This is a genomic window from Legionella adelaidensis (assembly GCF_900637865.1).
In the GTDB taxonomy this organism is placed as follows: Bacteria; Pseudomonadota; Gammaproteobacteria; order Legionellales; family Legionellaceae; genus Legionella_A; species Legionella_A adelaidensis.
Window position 1 is genome coordinate 89,884 of sequence record NZ_LR134433.1, and the last position, 20,166, is coordinate 110,049.

Sequence of the window (20,166 nt, forward strand, 5' to 3'; positions counted from 1 at the left end):
CGACTGGCTCAGCAGTAACATTATCCGCTTGCTCGGGAGTTGCTTCGATAGGAAGCGCTTCTTGTGACTCTTTTATTTCTTCAGTAGCTTCAGAAACAGTTTGTGTTTCTTCTGTTGTTTTTGCTTCTTCTGTTTCCACCTCTTCTACGATAGATTCTTCATGTAATTCAGGCTCAGGAAGCGTTTCTACTTCTTGTTCAGGAGCTTCTACCAATGATCTTTTTACATAGGTGCGTTTTTTACGAACTTCGATATTTACAGTTTTTCCACTATGTACATCACTACCTAAAGTTACTTGTGAAACACTTTTACGGCGCAAAGTAATACGTTCAGGCGTATTACGGGTAAGGCCGCTACCACCTTTCAAATGATTTAGTAAAATTCGTTTCTGTTCTTCATTTACAGACTGTTGCTCGTCAGTAAATTCTAAACCAGCTTCCTGCAACTGGTTCAATAAACGCTCGACCGGAATACCGACAACTTGAGCTAATTGTTTAACCGTCACATCCGCCATAGTATTAATCCTCATTCAGCGTTAAACTGAAAATGCTTATTAAATATATAAAATATTTTGCAAATTATGCTTTATCTGACTGAAACCAAGGTTCACGTGCTTTCATAATAAGAGCACCCGCTTTATCCGCAGTCATTCCTTCAATCTCTAATAACTCGTCAATTGATTGTTCAGCCAAATCGTCTAATGTTACGATACCTTTTGCACCTAACTTTCTAGCCAGTTCTGGAGTCATGCCTTCCATGTTCATTAACTCTTCGGTAGGGGTTCCACCTTGTTCCGAAGTAAGTGCCTGTGTCAATAAAGTATCATTTGCTCGATTTCGTAATTCTTCGACTATATCTTCATCAAACTCTTCTATCGCCATTAACTCATCTTTAGGCACATAGGCAATTTCCTCCAGAGAAGAAAAACCGTTTGCTACTAATAATTGGGCAATCTCCTCATCAATTTCTAATGCAGAAGTAAATAACTTTATGGTTTTAGTTGATTCTTCCTGGCTTTTGCCCTCAAAATCTTCAATAGTCATTACATTGAGAGTCCATCCAGTAAGCTGGCTGGCTAAACGAACGTTTTGGCCGTTTCTTCCAATAGCTTGCGACAATTGCTCTTTTTGCACTGCCAAATCCATAGTATGTGAATCTTCATCAACCACGATAGATGAAATTTCTGCAGGAGCCATGGCATTAATTACTAATTGCGCTGGATTGTCATCCCAAAGAATAATGTCTACGCGTTCGCCGCCCAACTCGTTAGAGACTGCTTGTACGCGAGCACCACGCATTCCCACGCAAGCGCCAATAGGATCAATGCGGCCGTCATTCGTTTTAACAGCAATTTTTGCACGGTTTCCAGGTTCGCGCGCAGCTGCCTTTATTTCAATAACGTTTTCACCAATTTCAGGCACCTCTATGCGAAATAGCTCAATTAGCATTTCTTTTCGCACACGACTTACTAACATTTGTGGACCACGCGGTTGTTCAGAAATTTCATATAGATAAGCTTTAACTCTATCATTCGGTCGAAACATCTCTTGTGGGAGCATTTCCGTACGCGGTAAAAATGCTTCTGCCTTTCCACCCAAATCAATAATGATATTATCTTTCGTTACTTTCTTTACCGTACCATAAATAATTTGACCAAATTTATTCTTGTATTGATCAATAACTTGTCTGCGCTCCGCTTCACGGACTTTTTGCATTATCACCTGGCGTGCAGTTTGGGCAGCAATACGGCCAAATCCGATAGAAGGCATTGGCTCTTCAACGCGATCGCCGACTTCAACATCTGCCTTTTTAGTTTTTGCATCTTCTAATCGTATTTGCCGATCTGGAAACTCCAACTCTTCGTCATCGCCAATAACATCCCAATAGCGAAAAGTTTCATATTCTCCAGTACGGTGACTTAATTTAACTCGTACTCCTAAATCTATACCGGATAATTTACGTGTAGCTGACTCCAATGCTGCTTGAATTGCATCTAATACTACTTCTTTGCTTACACCTTTTTCGTTTGATAATGCCTCAGCAACTAATAACAATTCTTTGCTCATCGTTCGCCTCACTAGCCAGTCAAATTAGCTTTTACAATATTAGAAAATAAAAATTCTTGCTGCTCATTGTTTACTTTCAAGGTTAGTTTATCCTCATCAGCTGCAGCAATGAGCCCGGTTATCTTTCTTTTACCGCCTACAGGTTTATACAATTTAATATTAACTTCTTGCCCCAGGTACTCACGAAATTGCCAATTATAAAATAAAGGTTTAGGGATCCCTGGTGAAGATACTTCAAGACTATAATTCCCTGGAATAGGATCTTCTACATCCAATATCGCACTTACTTGTTTACTAACCTTTTCACAATCTTCTAACTGGATACCTTCAGGTTTATCAATATAAATTCTTAGCAGAGAATGCTTACCCTGAGCAAGATATTCACAACCCCAAAGGGTATATCCCATATTTTCAATGGTAGGTTCTATAAGTGCTTCAATTTCGTCTTGTATCATTGCCTACTCACCACAATCTAAAATTTTGGGAAAAAGTCAGACTTGAGTGCGCCAAATATGGCTCTTCCGCATATTTTACATAATAAAAAACCCCATAAATGGGGTTTTAAATAAATAATTGGTAGCGGGGGCAGGATTTGAACCTACGACCTTCGGGTTATGAGCCCGACGAGCTACCAGGCTGCTCCACCCCGCATCAACTGAGGGCAATTATACGCATGCGCTTTCTATATAGCAAGCTATTTACAAAATTTAGTATATGACAGCTTTTTATCTAAAAGCATTCATACAGGCAGCAATTAATGCCCCTGGAAATATCCCTAATAATAATAGTGAAAGCGAGTTAAGTGAGAAAATAACTTTAGCAGGACCTGTTAAATTAACAGCAGTATTATCCACGGGCTCCTCAAAATACATCACTTTGATTATACGAATATAATAAAAAGCCCCTATAACTGCAAAGAACAGGCCTAAAACAGCGACCCAAGTCATTTGTACATCCACGAGTGCTTTTAAAACTAATAATTTAGTGAAAAACCCTACTGTAGGAGGAACACCGGCCATTGAAAATAATACAATCATCATTAAAAATGCTAGCCAAGGACTACGCTTATTTAATCCTCTTAAATCTTCTATAAATTCAACTTCATATCCGGATTTTGACATCAATACGATGAGACCAAAAGCACAAGTAGTCATTACTGCATATACCAGCACATAATATAATGCAGCGCCGTACCCTGCGGCATTAGCAGCCAAAATACCAAAGAGTGCGTATCCCATGTGCGAGATGGCTGAGTATGCGAATAAGCGCTTGAGGTTAGTCTGTACTATAGCTAATAAATTACCAATAGCTGTGGACAATAGCGCCATAACTAATAGTAATTGCTGCCATTGCGCAGTAACATCGACCAAGCCCAAAGTCAGTAATCGAAACGCCATTCCTACAGCCGCAATTTTTGGTGCGGTACTTAACAAAAGCGTTACGGAAGTAGGCGCCCCTTCGTATACGTCGGGTGCCCACATATGAAAAGGTATAGTGGCCATTTTAAAACCGATTCCAGCCACAACAAAAACCAAGGCAAAAGACAGCATGCCTTTGTTAGAGTTTGTACTGTTTATCGCCGTTGCAACTGCTTGGAGATCTAACTTGCCCGTAGCACCATAAACTAATGAAAGACCATATAACAATAAACCAGATGCGATAGCTCCCATAACAAAGTATTTGAGTGCAGCTTCTGTAGAGTCACTGTTGGTCCGCCGAATTGCAGCCATTGCATATAGTGGTAAGGAAAGTAATTCCAAGCCTAAATAAATAGTTAACAAGGAGTGCGCAGAAACTAGAACCATCATCCCTAACGTAGAAAATAACCCTAAAACGTAATAATCCCCGGTGGCCATTTGTCTTTCTTCAATATAGTCTCGGGAATAATAAAAGCTGAGTAACACTGAGATATAAATAAAAATTTTCATTAAATGGCCCATATCATCACTAATAAATAAGCCATTAAAAAGTAAAACATTAAATTGGTTTAAATATAAAAAGCTGACTGAACCAGCTAGAATCAATCCTATTGCCGCACAATAAAAAGTAATCGAATTAATGCGATGTCGCAGAAATAGCTCCGCCAGGAGCGCAACGCAGGCAGTCACCAAAATAATTATTTCAGGCAGCGCGAGGTGTATATTTTCAATTAATCCAGTCATAGTAGTTAACCTAAAGAAGATGTTCTAATTTACAATTTGGACTTATCAGCCTGAGTTAATGTGTAACTCACTGTATGATGCACATAATCGAGCATGGGCTTAGGATAAACTCCCATTGCAATTACCATAATAGCCAGCAATGCATACGCGCTAATTTCAAAACCCGTAATATCTCTTAGTTTGGCAACTTTTTCATTTGCAACAGGCCCGAAGATAACCCTTTTATACATCCACAACGTATAAGCGGCGCCAATAATTAAAGTGGTTGCAGCCCAAAAGGCTATCCAAAAGCCAGCTTTTATACTTCCTAAAATTACCATAAACTCCCCAACAAATCCGGAAGTACCAGGAAGTCCAGCATTTGCCATAGCGAAAAGCATGAAGAATGAGGCAAATATAGGCATCGTATTTACCAAGCCCCCAAAGTCCTTAATTTGTCTGGTATGCATACGATCATAAATAAAACCCACCCCCGCAAACATAGCGCTTGAGACAAAGGCATGTGAAATCATTACTACAATAGCGCCTTCCAGTACCAATCCAGCACTGCGAAGATTGGAGTAATCAGCAATTGCAAAAATGGCAAAACAGCCCAGGGTGACAAAGCCCATGTGTGAAATAGAAGAATAGGCAATTAATTTTTTCATGTCCTGCTGAATGATTGCAATAAGACCTATATATACAACTGCAATTAATGAAAGAGCTATCATGAGGGGAGCATAGTGATTACAAGCATCGGGAACGATAGGCAAAGCAAACCGGATAAAACCATAAGCACCTAACTTTAACAAAATAGCAGCTAGTACAATAGACCCACCTGCTGGTGCTTCAGTATGCGCGTCGGGCAACCAGGTATGGACAGGAAACATAGGAATTTTAATTGCAAATCCCAGGAAGAATGCAACAAAAATCAAGGATTGTGCCGTCATGCCCAATTTTACCGCATATAAATTTTCAATATTAAATGAGCCTGCGTGATACCCAAGGTACAGAAAAGAGGCAAGCATTAATACGGATCCTAAAAAGGTATACAAGAAAAATTTAATTGCAGCATATATACGATTATCAGACCCCCAAATCCCTATGATTAAATACATAGGAATAAGTGTGGCCTCCCAGAATATATAAAAAACAATGGCATCTAATGAAGAGAAGACCCCAACCAGCAAGCCTTGCATGATTAAAAAAGCGGACATATATTGTCCCACTCTTTTAGTAATGCTATTCCAAGTCGCCAGAATCACAATTAAATTGGTAAATACAGATAGCACAATTAGCAATAATGCCAAGCCATCAACTCCCAACGTATAGTGAATGCCCAAACTTGGCAACCAGGAGGCGTCTTCGATAAACTGCATGCTCACCGTGTTAAGATCAAAGTTTGCCAACAGAGGAATACAAAGTAAAAGGGTTAATATAACCGTAAATAACGAAAGGTAGCGTGAGATATTTGGATTGCTATCATCGCCTGTTAGAAAAACAAATATGCCACTGATGATTGGCAACCAAATCAATATATTAAGTAAATGATACATACCTTCACCCTACCATCAATGGTCTACTAGGATTCATCATCCAATCAACCTAACAATAACCAGAAGAGAAACGCTAACAAGCCAAAAACCATAACTGTTATGTAATGGTACAAATATCCGCTTTGGAGATAGCGTCCTTTTTGCGCAAACCACCTAACGGTGTGCGCAGATCCATTAACAATTAGACCATCTATCAACTTGCGATCGCCTACATTATAGAAGAGTCGACCCAAGGCTTTAGAACCTCTAACGAAAACCCGATCATAAAAGCCGTCAAATCCGAATTTATCTCTTAAAATCCGATAAATGAGAGAAAAGCGGGCAGCCAGTTTTCCTGGAAGCGTGGGAACTGCTAAATAGGCTACCCATGCGAGCAAAATACCGCCTAAAGATATCCAAAAAACTGGTGAAACGAAAGCTTCAACGATGCTATGTAATGGCGAAGATATCTCTCTCCCTAATTCAGCCAAAACATTATGCTGTGGCAATACAAATACTGATTGGTTCAGCAAAGTAGGCTGATTAAATAACATAGGCATATAAAGAATATAACCAATGATTACTGATGGGATGGCCAATAGAACTAATGGTAACCAAACCACCCAGGGTGATTCATGCACATGGTCCCAGGTATGCTCGTCCATACGTGGAGTACCATGAAATGTCATAAAGAATGCCCGGAATGTATATAGTGCGGTAACGAATGCTCCAGCAGCCACACAAAAATACGCATATGCGCTACCAGGAATTTGTGACAAGCTCGCTGCCTCAATAATAGTGTCTTTTGAGAAGAATCCGGCAAAAGGAGGGATTGCACACAAAGCCAAGGAGCCAATTAAAAAAGTAATATAGGTAATTGGCATTTTTCTCCATAAACCGCCCATTTGACGCATGTCTTGTTCGTGATGCATACCGATTATTACTGAACCAGCAGCTAAAAATAACAATGCCTTAAAGCAAGCGTGAGTGAGTAGATGGAAAATTCCCGCATCATATGCGGAGGCTCCCATCGCAACCATCATATAACCTAATTGCGATAACGTGGAGTATGCAACTACCCGTTTAATGTCATTCATGACAATTGCTAATATTCCGGTAAACAAGGCACCTGTTGCCCCAATGACTAACACCACACTCAATGCAGTGGTAGAAAACTCAATGAGCGGAGAAATTCGGGCCACCATAAATACCCCTGCGGTCACCATGGTCGCCGCATGAATAAGTGCGGAAATGGGCGTTGGGCCTTCCATGGACTCTGGCAACCAAACGTGTAAAGGTACTTGTGCTGATTTACCCATTGCGCCAATGAATAGCAAAATGCAAGTGACAGTTACAACGGACCAACTGTGACCGCGAAATAATTCTATTGTGGAATTACTAAAGTTATCTACGTTATTAAATACTGTAGAGTAATCTAACGTGCCGGCGTATGCTAAAACTAAACCAATCCCTAAAACAAAGCCAAAGTCACCTACACGATTCACAAGAAATGCTTTAAGGCTCCCTTGCAAAGCCGATTCTTTTTGATACCAAAAACCGATAAGTAGATATGAAACCAGGCCAACTCCTTCCCAGCCAAAGAATAGTTGCAAAAAGTTGTTAGCTGTTACCAACATTAACATCATGAATGTGAATAAAGAAATATAGCTAAAGAACCTTTGGTAGCCATCATCATCAGCCATATAACCAATACTATAGATATGCACTAATAACGATACAAAAGTAACTATCACCATCATGACAACAGTTAACTGATCAATCATAAACCCAATATGAAAAGCAAAGGGAAAAATCTCATTACCGCTAGCCCAGGTATATAAATTGGTATTCAGTATGGGGGCTGATCCTGAGAGAATTTGATAGGCAACCAGAAGCGCTAAAATGAATGAAATACCAACGCCAATAATAGTAACCGAGTGTGCTCCAACCCTACCAATTTGTTTTCGGAAAAAACCAGCAATCACTGAACCTACGAGTGGTGCAAGGACTATTATTAAGCAACTAATTAAGACGCTCACCATGTTACCCTTTTAAATGATTCATTTTATTAACGTCAATGTTACCTCTATTTCGATAAAGCAACATAACGATAGCCAATCCAATAGCAGCTTCAGCCGCAGCTACCGTGAGGATGAAAAATACAAAAACTTGACCGGCATTGTCTCCATAGTAATGAGAGAATGCTACAAAATTGGTATTTACTGCCAGAAGCATTAATTCAACGCAGATTAATAATAAAATAACATTTCTGCGGTTAATAATAATGCCGACAAGGCTTAAGCCAAATAATATGGCACTTAATACCATATAATGTGTTACTGGTACCATTTGTAACCTCAAAAGAGTAAGAGTTATTTATCCGATTCCATTTTTACTAATGTAATTCTTTCATCGCGCCTGGTCATTATTTGCTGCACAATATTCTGACGTTTAGAGCGTATTGGTGCTCTATGCACGAGTGTAATCGCTGCAATAATAGCAACTAATAACACCACTGCTGCAATTTCAAAAGCAAAAACATAATTCGTATAAAGAACCAAACCTAAGTTTTCTGTATTGGAGACAGGTCTATATAATTTGCCAGAAATATCCGCTTCCACTGTAGTCCCAGCAATCTGGTTAGCTTCAACAATAGTTTCCACATCCGTTTGGAAAGATTCTTTCGGAATAACATATACCAGTAAACCTACTAATAGTGCGACTATAACCAAGCCCAAAGGCAAATGTCGAATAAAATGTTTTTTCATGGATTCAATGTCAATATTGAGCATCATAACTACGAATAAGAACAATGTCATAACCGCGCCGACATATACTAAAACGAGTATTAACGCTAAAAATTCTGCTCCCACCAAGATCCACAGTACGGAACTTGCGAAAAATGTGACTACTAAAAATAAAACGCAACGTACCGGATTATTTTGAGTAATAACCAAGATAGCGGATAATGTTGCTAACGCTGCGAAAACATAAAAAATTATTTGTGGTATCGACTCACTCATCTTAAACCCCGTTAGCGATATTTAGCATCTTTGGTACGATCAGCAGCCAAGCGTTTTTCCATTAGATCGCCCACAGCTAATAGTTTTTGCTTGGTCATAATATTCTGGCCACGCTCACTGATATGATAGTGATGAATAGGTGTTACAACGATTGAGTCAACCGGGCAAGATTCTTCACATAATCCACAATTGATGCATTTAAACATATCAATATCATAACGCGTCGTGCGTCTTGTTCCATCTGCGCGCTCATCCGATTCAATCGTTATTGCCAATGCCGGGCAAACGGCTTCACAAAGTTTACAAGCAATACAACGCTCTTCACCATTTGGATAACGACGTAGAGCGAGTAACCCTCTGAAACGGGGAGAGAGCGGTGTTTTTTCTTCAGGAAATTGCACAGTAAATTTCTTTTTGAAAAAGTACTTTAAAGTAACACTTAAACCCTGAAACAATTCTATTAGCAAGAAGCTACGAAGGTAATGTCTAAAATAACTATATGCTTTCTTCATTAATGGCTCTTTAATTAATTAAACCATGGTTTCACATGACCTAGCACCATTATTCCGGTAACTATAATCCACACTATGGTTACAGGGATAAGGACCTTCCAACCTAATCGCATCAATTGATCATAACGGTATCTTGGAAACGTAGCGCGAATCCACAAATAAACAAATAGAAAGAAGGAAACTTTTATAAATAACCACACAAATCCTGGGACGAAAAAGAAAATATCATTTAAAAAGGGAATCCCTTCAAAAGGTGATAGCCAGCCGCCTAAAAATAGTAAGGTAATAATCGTAGAAATTAATACCATACTTGCGTATTCAGCAAGGAAAAATAAGGCAAAACCTATGGCAGAGTACTCCACATGAAAACCAGCGACAATTTCTGATTCTCCTTCAGCCAAGTCAAAAGGAGCACGATTAGTCTCGGCAATACCTGCAATCCAAAATACAAAAAACAAAGGTAGTAATGGAAGGAACCACCAGTGTGTTACTCCACCATGTTGTGAATTAACAATTTCAGTTAAATTCATGGTTCCGGCTGCCAGAAGCACGCCTACTAAAGAAAAACCCATGGCAATTTCATAGGAAACTGTTTGGGCGGCACTTCGTAAAGCGCCCAACATTGCGTATTTTGAGTTGGAAGCCCAACCAGCAATAAGAACCCCATATACTGCCAGCGAACTCATCGCAAATAAAAATAATACCCCAGCATTAATATTGGAAAGCACTATCCATTGGTCAAAAGGAATTACTGCCCAACTGGCTAAAGCAGGGGCTAATGCAAACAGTGGCGCAATAATAAATAAATATCGGTTAGAACGAGTAGGGATAATAATTTCTTTATGAATTAATTTAATTAAGTCGGCAAAAGGTTGCAACAAACCCTTAAAGCCCACGCGATTGGGACCAATTCGAACCTGAATATATCCAATCACTTTACGCTCTGCATAAGTAAGGTATGCCACCACCAAAAGTAGTGGAATTACAATGACAACAATTTTTATTACAATCCATAACAAAATAGCAATATCTTGCAGCATGGTTTTTACCTTAACGCTTTATAGTGATTGCAGCAAACGAATGACCCAAGTCGGCTGTTTCAGGCATAGCATTAGCTACCCATACCACATCGGGGGCGATACGCTCATCTCTTTTAAGGGGCAATGTTATCTCAATATCTCCTTGAGATACAGTAGCATTCTCTCCTAATTGCAAACGATCTGCAGTGCTTGGGTGTATACGAATACAAGCTGACTCCGCAGCAGCACTTTCCTGTAGGGGAATTGCATGCCGTACAATAGAATCAATACGATATAAAGGCCATTCACCTACACGAACTAACTGTTGGTTGGACACAGGCAATGCTTCGGGATAAAAAGGTGAATATTTTCTTGAAGCAGCTACTTCCGCTTGGGTCTGAATTTCCCTAACGATTTCTTCTGTAGAAGTATATTCAAAACCAGGCCGTTGTAAAAGATTGGCTAATACACGCAAAATTTTCCATGCGGGTCTAGCCTCACCAAAAGGTTGCAAAGCCCCTTTTGCCATCTGCCAAGTTCCATCCACATTAATATAAGTACCTGATGTTTCTCCAAAAGGCCCAATAGGCAAAATGACATCCGCATAGTCTTGGATCGATTCATTTTGAAAAGCAGAGAGTACAACTACAAATTCTGCAGCTAACATGGATTGTCTAGCTAAATACGGGTTGGCAAAATCATATCCAGGTTCAGCCGCTAATAATAAATACCCTTTCAGTTTAGCTTCAATAGCCTCTTGTACGTTTAACCCTTTTGCTTCTATAGATTTTCCGGCAACTGTTCGGTGAGGGATCATGCCGGCCATCCAGGCCCCTGCACTATTTGCACCCACAGTTAAATGTAACCACTTAGCTCCGCTATTCTTTGTGACCAGATGAAGCAAAGTACGAATCAGTGACGCATCCGGGTGATTTTCGCAAATCGCACCGGTAACAATCACGGCATTGGTTTTTTGTAACTCACGAGCCATCGTCTTTAAGTGCTTATCAACTTTTAGCCCTACTAATAATTTCTGCACTTCTTGGGGTAGGTTCGTTATATCTTTTGTAAGTGCTAACACCAAACTTGCTAATTGATGAGTCAATTCCTGGGGGTTAACAATTAATTTTTCGGTAACATCAAAATGATAGTTATAATCAACAGGATTAATAGCAAAAATTTTCGCACCATTACGGAAAGCTTTACGTACACGAATTCCTGCTAAAGGCACTTCTCTGTGAATATTACATCCTAGCAATAAAATAGTTTCTTTACCTTCGATTTGCGCAAAAGGAAGAGAGTTCTCGGGAGTAGTTGGCAAGCCTTCCTGATCCCTAAAATCAACTTGCTGCAACCGGTGATCGAGGCTGTGAACACCTAATTCCCTCATTAGCTTTTGTAACAAATAAAACTCTTCAAGTGTAGAAGAAGGTGAAGCAAAAGCTGCGAATTGTTCGGGCCCATGGTGTTTCAGGATGCGGCTTAAACCTTCGGCAGTAAATTTTAAGGCCGTTTCCCAATCTACCACTTCCCACTGACCATCACGCTTAATCATTGGTTGACTGGCACGTTCGGGGCTATTTAAGCCTAAATAGCTAAACCGATCGCGGTCGGATAGCCAAGTTTCATTAATCGCTTCATTCTCTTTGGGCACTGCACGCATTAACATATTGCGACGCACGTGCAAATGAACATTCGAACCTAAACAGTCATGAGGTGCGACACTATCGTGTTGAGAGAGCTCCCAGGGTCTTGCAGTAAAGCGATAGGGTTTAGAGGTCAATGCACCCACAGGGCAAAGATCAATAATATTACCTGATACTTCCGAACTTAGGCTTTTTTCTACGTAAGTCTCAATTTCCATATTTTCGCCGCGGTAAGTAGCACCTAACTCACGAACTCCCGCTACTTCCTCGCCAAACCGCACACAACGTGTACAGTGAATACATCGCGTCATTTCCGTAGAGATCAACGAGCCCAAATTTTCATTACGAACTGAACGTTTATCATCCTCATAAATTGAGGCGTCATCGCCAAATCCCATAGAAATATCTTGCAACTCACACTCGCCGCCCTGATCGCATACCGGACAATCCAGCGGATGATTTATTAGCAAAAATTCCATAACGGCTTTTTGTGAGCGTATGGCTTCTTCTGATTTGGTAAAAACTTTCATACCACCTGTGATAGGTGTTGCACAGGCCGGAACGGGTTTTCTTCCATTCTCAATTTGCACTAAACACATGCGGCAGTTAGCCGCTACTGATAATTTTTTATGGTAACAAAAGCGCGGAATATAGATGCCGGCTTCATCGGCCACCTCAATAATCATTTTGCCATTTTCGGCGCTTCCAAGGTTTTTCCATCGATTTCAATCGTAGCCATAAATTAAACCTTCTCAACTATTTTGGATGGGTTAGCAATACTAGACTTTTTGTGCTTAATAAAGTAATCAAATTCGTGATAAAAATGTTTAACAAAGCTTTGTACTGGCCACGCAGCGGCCTCCCCAAGCGCACAAATAGTTCTACCCTCAATTTTATTTGCCACATTTACTAACTTTTCAATATCTCCCGGCTCACCATGGCCGTCTTTAATACGGTGTAGGAGACGAACCATCCAACCCGTACCTTCGCGACAAGGCGTACATTGCCCACAAGACTCATCCATATAAAACTCAGAGATCCGATATAAGGCATCAACCATGCAAGTATTTTCATCCATAATAATAACGGCGCCTGACCCTAACCCGGAGCCCGCTTTTTGAACGCTGTCAAAATCCATATCCAGGGTCATCATTATTTCACCCGGCAACACAGGCATAGAAGTTCCACCAGGAATAACGGCCTTTATTTTTCTTCCATGATGTACGCCACCGGCTAGCTCTAATAGAGTTTTAAACGGTGTACCTAAGGGAATTTCAAAATTTCCAGGCTTATTGACATGCCCACTTACGCTGAAACACTTAGTACCGCCATTGTTTGGTTTCCCTAACTCTAAAAACCATTGTCCGCCTTTTTCAAGAATGACGGGTACAGATGCGAAGGTTTCCGTATTATTAATCGTAGTGGGTTTACCAAATAATCCAAAGTTTGCAGGGAATGGAGGTTTAAAACGTGGCATTCCTCGCTTTCCTTCCAGAGAATTAAGCAGGGCTGTTTCTTCACCACAAATATACGCGCCAGCTCCCAGGTGATTATATAAGTCAAAATCCAACCCGGAATTTAAAATATTTTTACCCAATAGACCGGCTGCATAGGCTTCTTTTAAAGCATTTTCGGTACGCTCAAAAGGTTCCCAAAATTCTCCACGAATATAGTTATAACCTACGGTAGCACCCATTACATAACCAGCAATCGCCATGCCTTCAATTAATTGATGGGGATTGTAACGAAGAATATCGCGATCTTTACAGGTTCCTGGTTCCCCTTCGTCTGAGTTACAGACTACATATTTTTGACCGGGAGTGTTTCGATTCATGAAACTCCACTTAAGGCCAGTTGGGAAGCCTGCACCCCCACGACCTCTCAGTGCTGACGTTTTAATTTCTTCAATGATTTCTTGCGGTGGAGTTTGTTCTTTAAGAATGCGTCGCCATACACTATATCCACCTACGCTTTCATAGGCAGCCATTGACCAAGGCTCTGGCAAATGCAAAGTGCGGTAACATACTTGATTCATTTCAATCATTTTGGCATTTACCTCGGCTATCTATACTGTTCCAGAATAGCATCAACTTTTTCTGGGGTTAAATTTTCATGATAATCTTTATTTATTTGCATCATGGGTGCATTAACACAGGCACCCAGACACTCTACTGAACGTAAGGTAAAACGCCCGTCATCGGTAGTTTCACCCAATTTAACGCCTAATGTTTTCTCTAAATGATGCACAATTTCCGCAGAATCGCGCAGTTTACAAGAAATATTGGTACACACGTTTACTAAATTACGTCCTGCAGGCTTTAACTCATACATAGTATAAAAGGTAGCTACCTCATATACAGCAATAGGGGGCATGTTTAAATATTCAGCCACAGCATTCATATATTCAGTGGTTAAATTTCCATACACTTCTTGAACAATACGAAGTGCGGCCATTACCGCTGATTGTCTTTGTTCTACAGGGTATTTAGCAATCCAGTGATCCACTTCCTCTAGTTTTTCTGGAGGTAAAATGTTTGTTAGCAATTTAACCGTTTTTTCCGACATTTATTTACCTTACTGTATTAATCTTTATCTTTTAGCCTGCTACCGGTCGATTTCACCAAAAACAATATCTTGGCTGGCAAGTATAGCTACCCCATCTGCTAGCATATGACCTTTAACCATCGCGTCAAAACTAGATAAATGAGAGAAACCAGGTGCACGAATTTTTAAGCGATAGGGTTTGTTAGCTCCATCTGAAACCAAGTAGACTCCAAACTCACCTTTAGGAGCTTCTACAGATGCATATACTTCACCTTCTGGTAAACAAAAACCTTCTGTAAATAGCTTGAAGTGGTGGATCATCGCTTCCATATCGTGCTTCATAACTACCCGACGGGGGGGTGTTATTTTATGATCATCAATCCTTACCGGGCCCGGGTTATTTTTTAACCATTCAATACATTGACGGACAATACGATTAGACTGTCGCATCTCTTCTACTCTCACGAGATATCGATCGTAACAGTCGCCGGTTTTGCCTACGGGTATATCGAAATCTACTTGATCATAAACACCATAAGGTTGCTTCTTACGCAAGTCCCAGGCAACCCCTGATCCTCGTAGCATAGGGCCGGTGAATCCCCACTGTATCGCTTCTTCGGGTGAAACAACGCCAATGTCTACTGTCCGTTGTTTCCAAATTCGATTTTCGGTCAGCAGAGCCTCGTATTCATCAACCCGTCCCGGAAAGCGGTCAGTGAAAGCCCAAAGAAAATCAAGAAGGGTGCCCTCACGATCAGCGTTCATCTTTTCCACTTCGCGATCGTTATGCCAACGAGAAGCCTTATACTTCGGCATAGAATCAGGTAAATCGCGGGCCACACCGCCTGGCCGATAATATGTAGCATGCATACGGGCACCCGATACTGCCTCATAAGCATCAAACAAATCTTCACGCTCGCGGAAACAATAGAGAAATACGGTCATGGCACCAATATCTAACGCACTCGCACCTAACCATAAAAGATGATTGAGTATTCGGGTAATTTCATCAAACATTGTGCGAATGTAACGCGCTCGAATAGGCGCCTCTATCCCTAATAGTTTTTCTATAGCTAAAATATAGCCATGTTCATTACACATCATAGAGACATAATCGAGTCTATCCATGTAACCAATATTTTGAATATAAGGCTTCGTTTCTACTAATTTTTCCGTAGCTCTATGCAAAAGACCGATATGCGGATCGGCGCGAACGATTGTTTCGCCTTCCAGTTCGAGAACAAGACGTAACACACCGTGCGCCGCAGGGTGTTGCGGACCAAAATTGAGGGTATAATTTTGCAGTTCAATCATTTTTCACCCTCTTGTAAATCACTATATCGATTATCATGGCGAATCACTTTGGGAACCAAGGTTCTGGGAACAATGTCCACCGGCTCATAAATAACTTGTTGTAAATGCGCATCATATCTCATTTCTACATGACCACTCAGTGGGAAGTCTTTTCTAAAAGGATGCCCAATAAAACCATAGTCAGTTAAAATGCGACGCAGATCAGGATGGCCATCAAATAAGACACCATACAAATCGTAGGCTTCTCTTTCAAACCAATTTGCCGCTTTCCAAATTTCACAGGCAGAAGGAATAATCAGGTTTTTCTCTTCCAAAAATACTTTTACGCGTAATCTTTGATTTTTCTTCAATGAGAGCAAATGATAAACAACAGCAAAACGAGGTTTATCAATGGTATAAGCCAGCGTCTCTTGCGGTTCCACTCCCCGAGAAAACCCGGTTTCCGTTGCGGACTCTGTTTGCCAATCATAATGTCCATAATACAAATAGTCGACCGCACAAATATCAATTAACTGATCAAAACCAAATTCAGCACGATCCCTTAGCTGTAAAAGAATATGTTTAATGTTCGAAACAGGAACTTCAATCGTTATTTCTTCTTGCGCGAGACTTATTGCACTAAGCGACCCAGCAAATGTTTCTTTTATCAATTCAGCTAGCTTATTTAATTTCTTCATAAATTTAGCCTTTAGGTAATTAGGTTGCTGGAAATTAAGCTTCTAAAATTGGCTTTCGCCGAATTTTATTTTGTAATTGGATTATCCCATATAGCAATGCTTCAGCAGTAGGCGGGCAACCGGGTACATATATATCAACAGGAACAATTCGATCACAACCTCGCACTACCGAATAGGAGTAGTGGTAATAACCACCACCATTCGCACAAGAACCCATAGAAATAACCCAACGGGGCTCGGGCATTTGATCATAAACTTTACGTAAAGCCGGGGCCATTTTATTACAGAGAGTACCAGCTACAATCATTACGTCAGATTGGCGAGGGCTGGGGCGAAAAATAATACCGAATCGATCCAAATCATAACGGGCCGCACCCACATGCATCATTTCTACAGCGCAACAAGCAAGGCCGAAAGTCATAGGCCACATAGACCCACTCTGTGCCCAGCCTACTAATTTTTCAATAGTAGTTGTGGTGTAACCATTTTTTTTCAATTCGTTACCAGCCATAACTTGCCTCAATCTTAACCTTTCAAATTGAATGTTGAGCCGAAAGACTCATCAACCCTACCTTAATTTTTCAAACTATTCCCACTCCAAAGCACCACGCTTCCACTCATAGATAAAACCGATTACCAAGAGTGTGAGGAAAATCATCATGGCGGTGAAACCAAACCATCCAATTTTGCGTAATACTACAGCCCATGGAAAGAAAAATGCGGTTTCCAAATCAAAAATAATAAATAGAATAGCGACCAAATAAAATCGTACGTCAAAAGGGATACGAGAACTTTCGAAAGCGGGGAAACCGCATTCATAAGGTGAGTTTTTTTCAGGATCAGGTCGGTGTTTAGAGAGCAGCGACCCAGCACCTAACATAGCCAAGCCTAAGGCTAAGCCAATTATAATAAAAACAAGTACAGGTAAATAGTCCGATAGAATCATTCTAATTGCTCATATGGTGCCGAAGGCCGGACTCGAACCGGCACGGCTTTCGCCACCGCCCCCTCAAGACGGCGTGTCTACCAATTCCACCACTTCGGCAAAACCTTGTTTTTTTAATTTCCAGCAAGTCTCTATGCATAGCGTTAATAGAAATTGCTAGAAATTAAAGCCTATATATTATTGCTTCCCACTATCCACTGGAACCGGAATCTTAGTAACGGGTGATTTAGTTTGTTGTGGAATAGCCTGACTAGAAGCCTTCTGATATTGTGTCGAAACCATATAAGAAAGCGACAGGCTTGTAATGAAAAACGCTAAAGCAAGACCACCGGTTAACTTAAATAAAAAGCTCCCAGTGCCCTGACTTCCAAAAACTGTGTTAGAGGCGCCGGAGCCAAATGCTGCCCCAATATCTGCACCTTTACCATGCTGAATTAATACTAACCCAATGATAGCAATCGCTACCAACACATGAATCATTAAAACTAATTGATACATTTTACTATTTCCACAAATTGGTGTGCATTTAACGATGCACCGCCTACTAAGCCCCCATCTACATCTGGCATGGCAAAAAGTGAAGAGGCATTTTTCTCATTAACACTGCCACCATATAAAATGGGTAAAGTAGTAGCTTCTACTTTATTTGATTCCCCAATAAGTGTTCTTATAAAGACGTGAACTTCTTGCACTTGCTCGGGAGAGGCGGTTTTACCTGTACCTATAGCCCAAACAGGCTCATAAGCAATAATACAATCTTTAAAATCTTCGTCTACTTCTTTAATAGCAAGCAATTGCTTGCTCAACACTTCTTCGGTTAATCCTTTTTCGCGCTGTTCCAGAGTTTCCCCCACGCAAAGAACGGGTATCATATCATGAAGTTTTACGTGGTGGAATTTTTCTGCTACAAATTTTTCATCTTCATGAAATAGATGCCTGCGTTCTGAATGGCCCACTAAAACATAACTACATCGGTAATCGTTTAACATTGGACCCGATAATTCCCCGGTAAATGCCCCCTTTTCCTGTGGGTATACATTTTGCGCACCCCAACAAATAGGAGTATTGGTTAGTTTTTCTGTAACTAGTGGTAAATAAATAGCAGGCGGAAAGATTACACAGTGAGAACCATTCCCGGGAAGTTGGGTAACCAGCTCCTCAAGCAAAGTATGGATACTTTGCAAGCTGCCGTTCATTTTCCAATTTCCCATTATAAAGTTTTTTCTCATTATCAATTCCATATAGGTTGGGCCGCAAGGCCTAACAATTTAAACCGGCTAATAATTCTACTATATTTCATCGCCTATTTTTTTGCGCCCGCAAACGGGGAACCTTGATGTAGCATAGCGCAATCAAGGCTATTTTTGCTTGTTTGGCCTTTTGGCCCACCTACATTCGTTCCTCTATATACTTAATTTCGTCGCTTAATTTTTGCGCCTGCATTTGCACTTTTTGCAAATCTGCGCCTTCGACCATAACACGTAGTACCGGTTCAGTACCTGAAGGCCGTAGTAACACTCTTCCTTCGCCATTCAACTCATTGTTTAAGTGATCAACGGCATTAATAACTGTGCTGTTTTTTGCCAACTCTCTCGCATTTTGCGTTTTTAAATTTACCAGGGCTTGCGGTAATAACTGAATACCCTCAATTAATTCATGCAGCGTTTTTTCTTGTTTTACCATTATCGCTAAAATTTGAAGAGCAGCGACAATGCCATCTCCTGTTGTTGTTTTATCCAGACAAACTACATGGCCGGAAGACTCCCCTCCAATGCGCCAGTCTCTTTCTTTTAAGGTTTCTAATACGTAGCGATCGCCTACATTGGCTCTAACGAAAGGAATACCCATGGACATTATGGCTTTTTCCAAGCCGTAATTGCTCATCAGCGTTCCAACCACTCCGCCGTGTAATAACCCTTTTTGTTGCCTATCTTTGGCAATCATATAAATAATTTGATCGCCATTTATCAAGTTCCCCTTTCCATCGATTAAGATAACGCGATCACCATCACCGTCAAGCGCGACCCCTATATCGGCCCCCGACTCTAATACACATCTTCTCAACAATTCAGGAGAAGTGGACCCACACTTGTCATTAATATTGAACCCATCTGGTTTATTACCAATAGCAATTACCTCAGCTCCCAATTCGAGAAAAACATTCGGCGCAATATGATAAGTGGCACCATTGGCGCAGTCTACTGCGATTTTGAGTCCTGACAAACGAGTAAGTGAAGGGATAGTCGATTTGCAAAACTCAATATAACGGCCCGCCGCATCATTTACTCGCAGTGCTTTCCCTAATTGTTTGGAAGGGACAATCGTTAATTTTTTTTCAATTTCTGCTTCAATTTCCAGCTCAACACTATCAGGCAATTTGCTACCATCAGCAGTAAAAAATTTTATTCCATTATCTTCAAATAGATTATGGGAGGCACTAATAACAATGCCGGCATTAGCACGTAATGTCTGTGTCAGGTACGCAATAGCCGGGGTAGGCATAGGGCCTACTAAACGCACGTCCACTCCTGCAGCCGAAAGGCCCGCCTCCAGGGCGGACTCAAGCATATAACCTGAAACCCGCGTATCTTTACCTATTAAGACTTTCTTACGCTCACCATTTGCCAAAACTTGCCCAACAGCCCAGCCTAGCTTTAACATAAACTCTGGGTTTATATTAGACAAACCAACCTGCCCACGAATTCCGTCAGTTCCAAAGTACTTTCGTTGATTCATCCACTAG

Annotated in this window: 18 protein-coding genes, 2 tRNA genes and 2 pseudogenes; all 22 read right to left on the reverse strand. The window is 40.7% G+C overall.

Going from position 1 to position 20,166, the window contains the following annotated elements:
- Positions 1-106 precede the first annotated feature (106 nt).
- A pseudogene (locus tag EL206_RS10230) lies at positions 107-514 on the reverse strand (translation initiation factor IF-2 associated domain-containing protein); the annotation flags it as partial.
- 64 nt (positions 515-578) lie between these two features.
- Complete coding sequence (nusA, locus tag EL206_RS07845) at positions 579-2,066, reverse strand: transcription termination factor NusA (protein WP_058462918.1); 1,488 nt, start codon at positions 2,064-2,066, stop codon at positions 579-581.
- Between the two features lie 11 nt (positions 2,067-2,077).
- The gene (rimP, locus tag EL206_RS07850; RefSeq protein ID WP_058462919.1) at positions 2,078-2,521 is read right to left on the reverse strand and encodes a ribosome maturation factor RimP; all 444 of its coding nucleotides are present in this window, start codon (positions 2,519-2,521) and stop codon (positions 2,078-2,080) included.
- A 119-nt stretch (positions 2,522-2,640) separates the two neighbouring features.
- Positions 2,641-2,717, reverse strand: a tRNA-Met gene (locus EL206_RS07855).
- Positions 2,718-2,791: 74 nt separating this feature from the next.
- A complete protein-coding gene (nuoN, locus tag EL206_RS07860; protein WP_058462920.1) occupies positions 2,792-4,228 on the reverse strand; it encodes an NADH-quinone oxidoreductase subunit NuoN in 1,437 nt (478 codons plus the stop codon).
- A gap of 29 nt (positions 4,229-4,257) precedes the next feature.
- Positions 4,258-5,763 carry an NADH-quinone oxidoreductase subunit M gene (locus EL206_RS07865; protein ID WP_058462921.1) on the reverse strand — a complete coding sequence of 502 codons (1,506 nt, stop codon included), beginning with the start codon at positions 5,761-5,763 and terminating at the stop codon, positions 4,258-4,260.
- Between the two features lie 44 nt (positions 5,764-5,807).
- Positions 5,808-7,784 (reverse strand): NADH-quinone oxidoreductase subunit L, encoded by a 1,977-nt coding sequence (nuoL, locus tag EL206_RS07870; RefSeq protein ID WP_058462922.1) that lies wholly within the window; start codon positions 7,782-7,784, stop codon positions 5,808-5,810.
- A 1-nt stretch (position 7,785) separates the two neighbouring features.
- Complete coding sequence (gene nuoK, locus EL206_RS07875) at positions 7,786-8,091, reverse strand: NADH-quinone oxidoreductase subunit NuoK (RefSeq protein ID WP_058462923.1); 306 nt, start codon at positions 8,089-8,091, stop codon at positions 7,786-7,788.
- 23 nt (positions 8,092-8,114) lie between these two features.
- Positions 8,115-8,765, reverse strand: coding sequence for an NADH-quinone oxidoreductase subunit J (locus tag EL206_RS07880; RefSeq protein ID WP_058462924.1), 651 nt, complete (start codon positions 8,763-8,765; stop codon positions 8,115-8,117).
- Positions 8,766-8,776: 11 nt separating this feature from the next.
- Positions 8,777-9,277: an NADH-quinone oxidoreductase subunit NuoI gene (gene nuoI / locus EL206_RS07885; RefSeq protein WP_058462925.1), complete on the reverse strand. Its 501-nt coding sequence runs from the start codon at positions 9,275-9,277 to the stop codon at positions 8,777-8,779.
- 14 nt (positions 9,278-9,291) lie between these two features.
- A complete protein-coding gene (gene nuoH, locus EL206_RS07890; RefSeq protein WP_058462926.1) occupies positions 9,292-10,317 on the reverse strand; it encodes an NADH-quinone oxidoreductase subunit NuoH in 1,026 nt (341 codons plus the stop codon).
- 10 nt (positions 10,318-10,327) lie between these two features.
- Positions 10,328-12,681: pseudogene (gene nuoG / locus EL206_RS07895) on the reverse strand (NADH-quinone oxidoreductase subunit NuoG).
- Between the two features lie 3 nt (positions 12,682-12,684).
- A complete protein-coding gene (gene nuoF / locus EL206_RS07900; RefSeq protein WP_058462928.1) occupies positions 12,685-13,986 on the reverse strand; it encodes an NADH-quinone oxidoreductase subunit NuoF in 1,302 nt (433 codons plus the stop codon).
- Between the two features lie 17 nt (positions 13,987-14,003).
- Entirely contained in the window at positions 14,004-14,507 is a 504-nt protein-coding gene (gene nuoE / locus EL206_RS07905) for an NADH-quinone oxidoreductase subunit NuoE (protein ID WP_058462929.1), read from the reverse strand.
- A 39-nt stretch (positions 14,508-14,546) separates the two neighbouring features.
- Positions 14,547-15,800 (reverse strand): NADH-quinone oxidoreductase subunit D, encoded by a 1,254-nt coding sequence (locus EL206_RS07910; RefSeq protein ID WP_058462930.1) that lies wholly within the window; start codon positions 15,798-15,800, stop codon positions 14,547-14,549.
- Entirely contained in the window at positions 15,797-16,477 is a 681-nt protein-coding gene (locus tag EL206_RS07915) for an NADH-quinone oxidoreductase subunit C (protein ID WP_058462931.1), read from the reverse strand. Before EL206_RS07915 ends, EL206_RS07910 begins: the two co-directional genes overlap by 4 nt.
- Positions 16,478-16,511: 34 nt before the next feature.
- The gene (locus tag EL206_RS07920) at positions 16,512-16,988 is read right to left on the reverse strand and encodes a NuoB/complex I 20 kDa subunit family protein (RefSeq protein ID WP_058462932.1); all 477 of its coding nucleotides are present in this window, start codon (positions 16,986-16,988) and stop codon (positions 16,512-16,514) included.
- 75 nt (positions 16,989-17,063) lie between these two features.
- Positions 17,064-17,423, reverse strand: coding sequence for an NADH-quinone oxidoreductase subunit A (locus EL206_RS07925; protein WP_232048547.1), 360 nt, complete (start codon positions 17,421-17,423; stop codon positions 17,064-17,066).
- 14 nt (positions 17,424-17,437) lie between these two features.
- Positions 17,438-17,522 (reverse strand) — tRNA-Leu (locus tag EL206_RS07930).
- 78 nt (positions 17,523-17,600) lie between these two features.
- The gene (secG, locus tag EL206_RS07935; protein WP_058462933.1) at positions 17,601-17,921 is read right to left on the reverse strand and encodes a preprotein translocase subunit SecG; all 321 of its coding nucleotides are present in this window, start codon (positions 17,919-17,921) and stop codon (positions 17,601-17,603) included.
- Positions 17,909-18,652: a triose-phosphate isomerase gene (tpiA, locus tag EL206_RS07940; RefSeq protein ID WP_058462934.1), complete on the reverse strand. Its 744-nt coding sequence runs from the start codon at positions 18,650-18,652 to the stop codon at positions 17,909-17,911. The genes secG and tpiA overlap by 13 nt, the downstream gene beginning before the upstream one ends.
- A gap of 160 nt (positions 18,653-18,812) precedes the next feature.
- Complete coding sequence (gene glmM, locus EL206_RS07945; RefSeq protein ID WP_058462935.1) at positions 18,813-20,159, reverse strand: phosphoglucosamine mutase; 1,347 nt, start codon at positions 20,157-20,159, stop codon at positions 18,813-18,815.
- Positions 20,160-20,166: the final 7 nt, after the last annotated feature.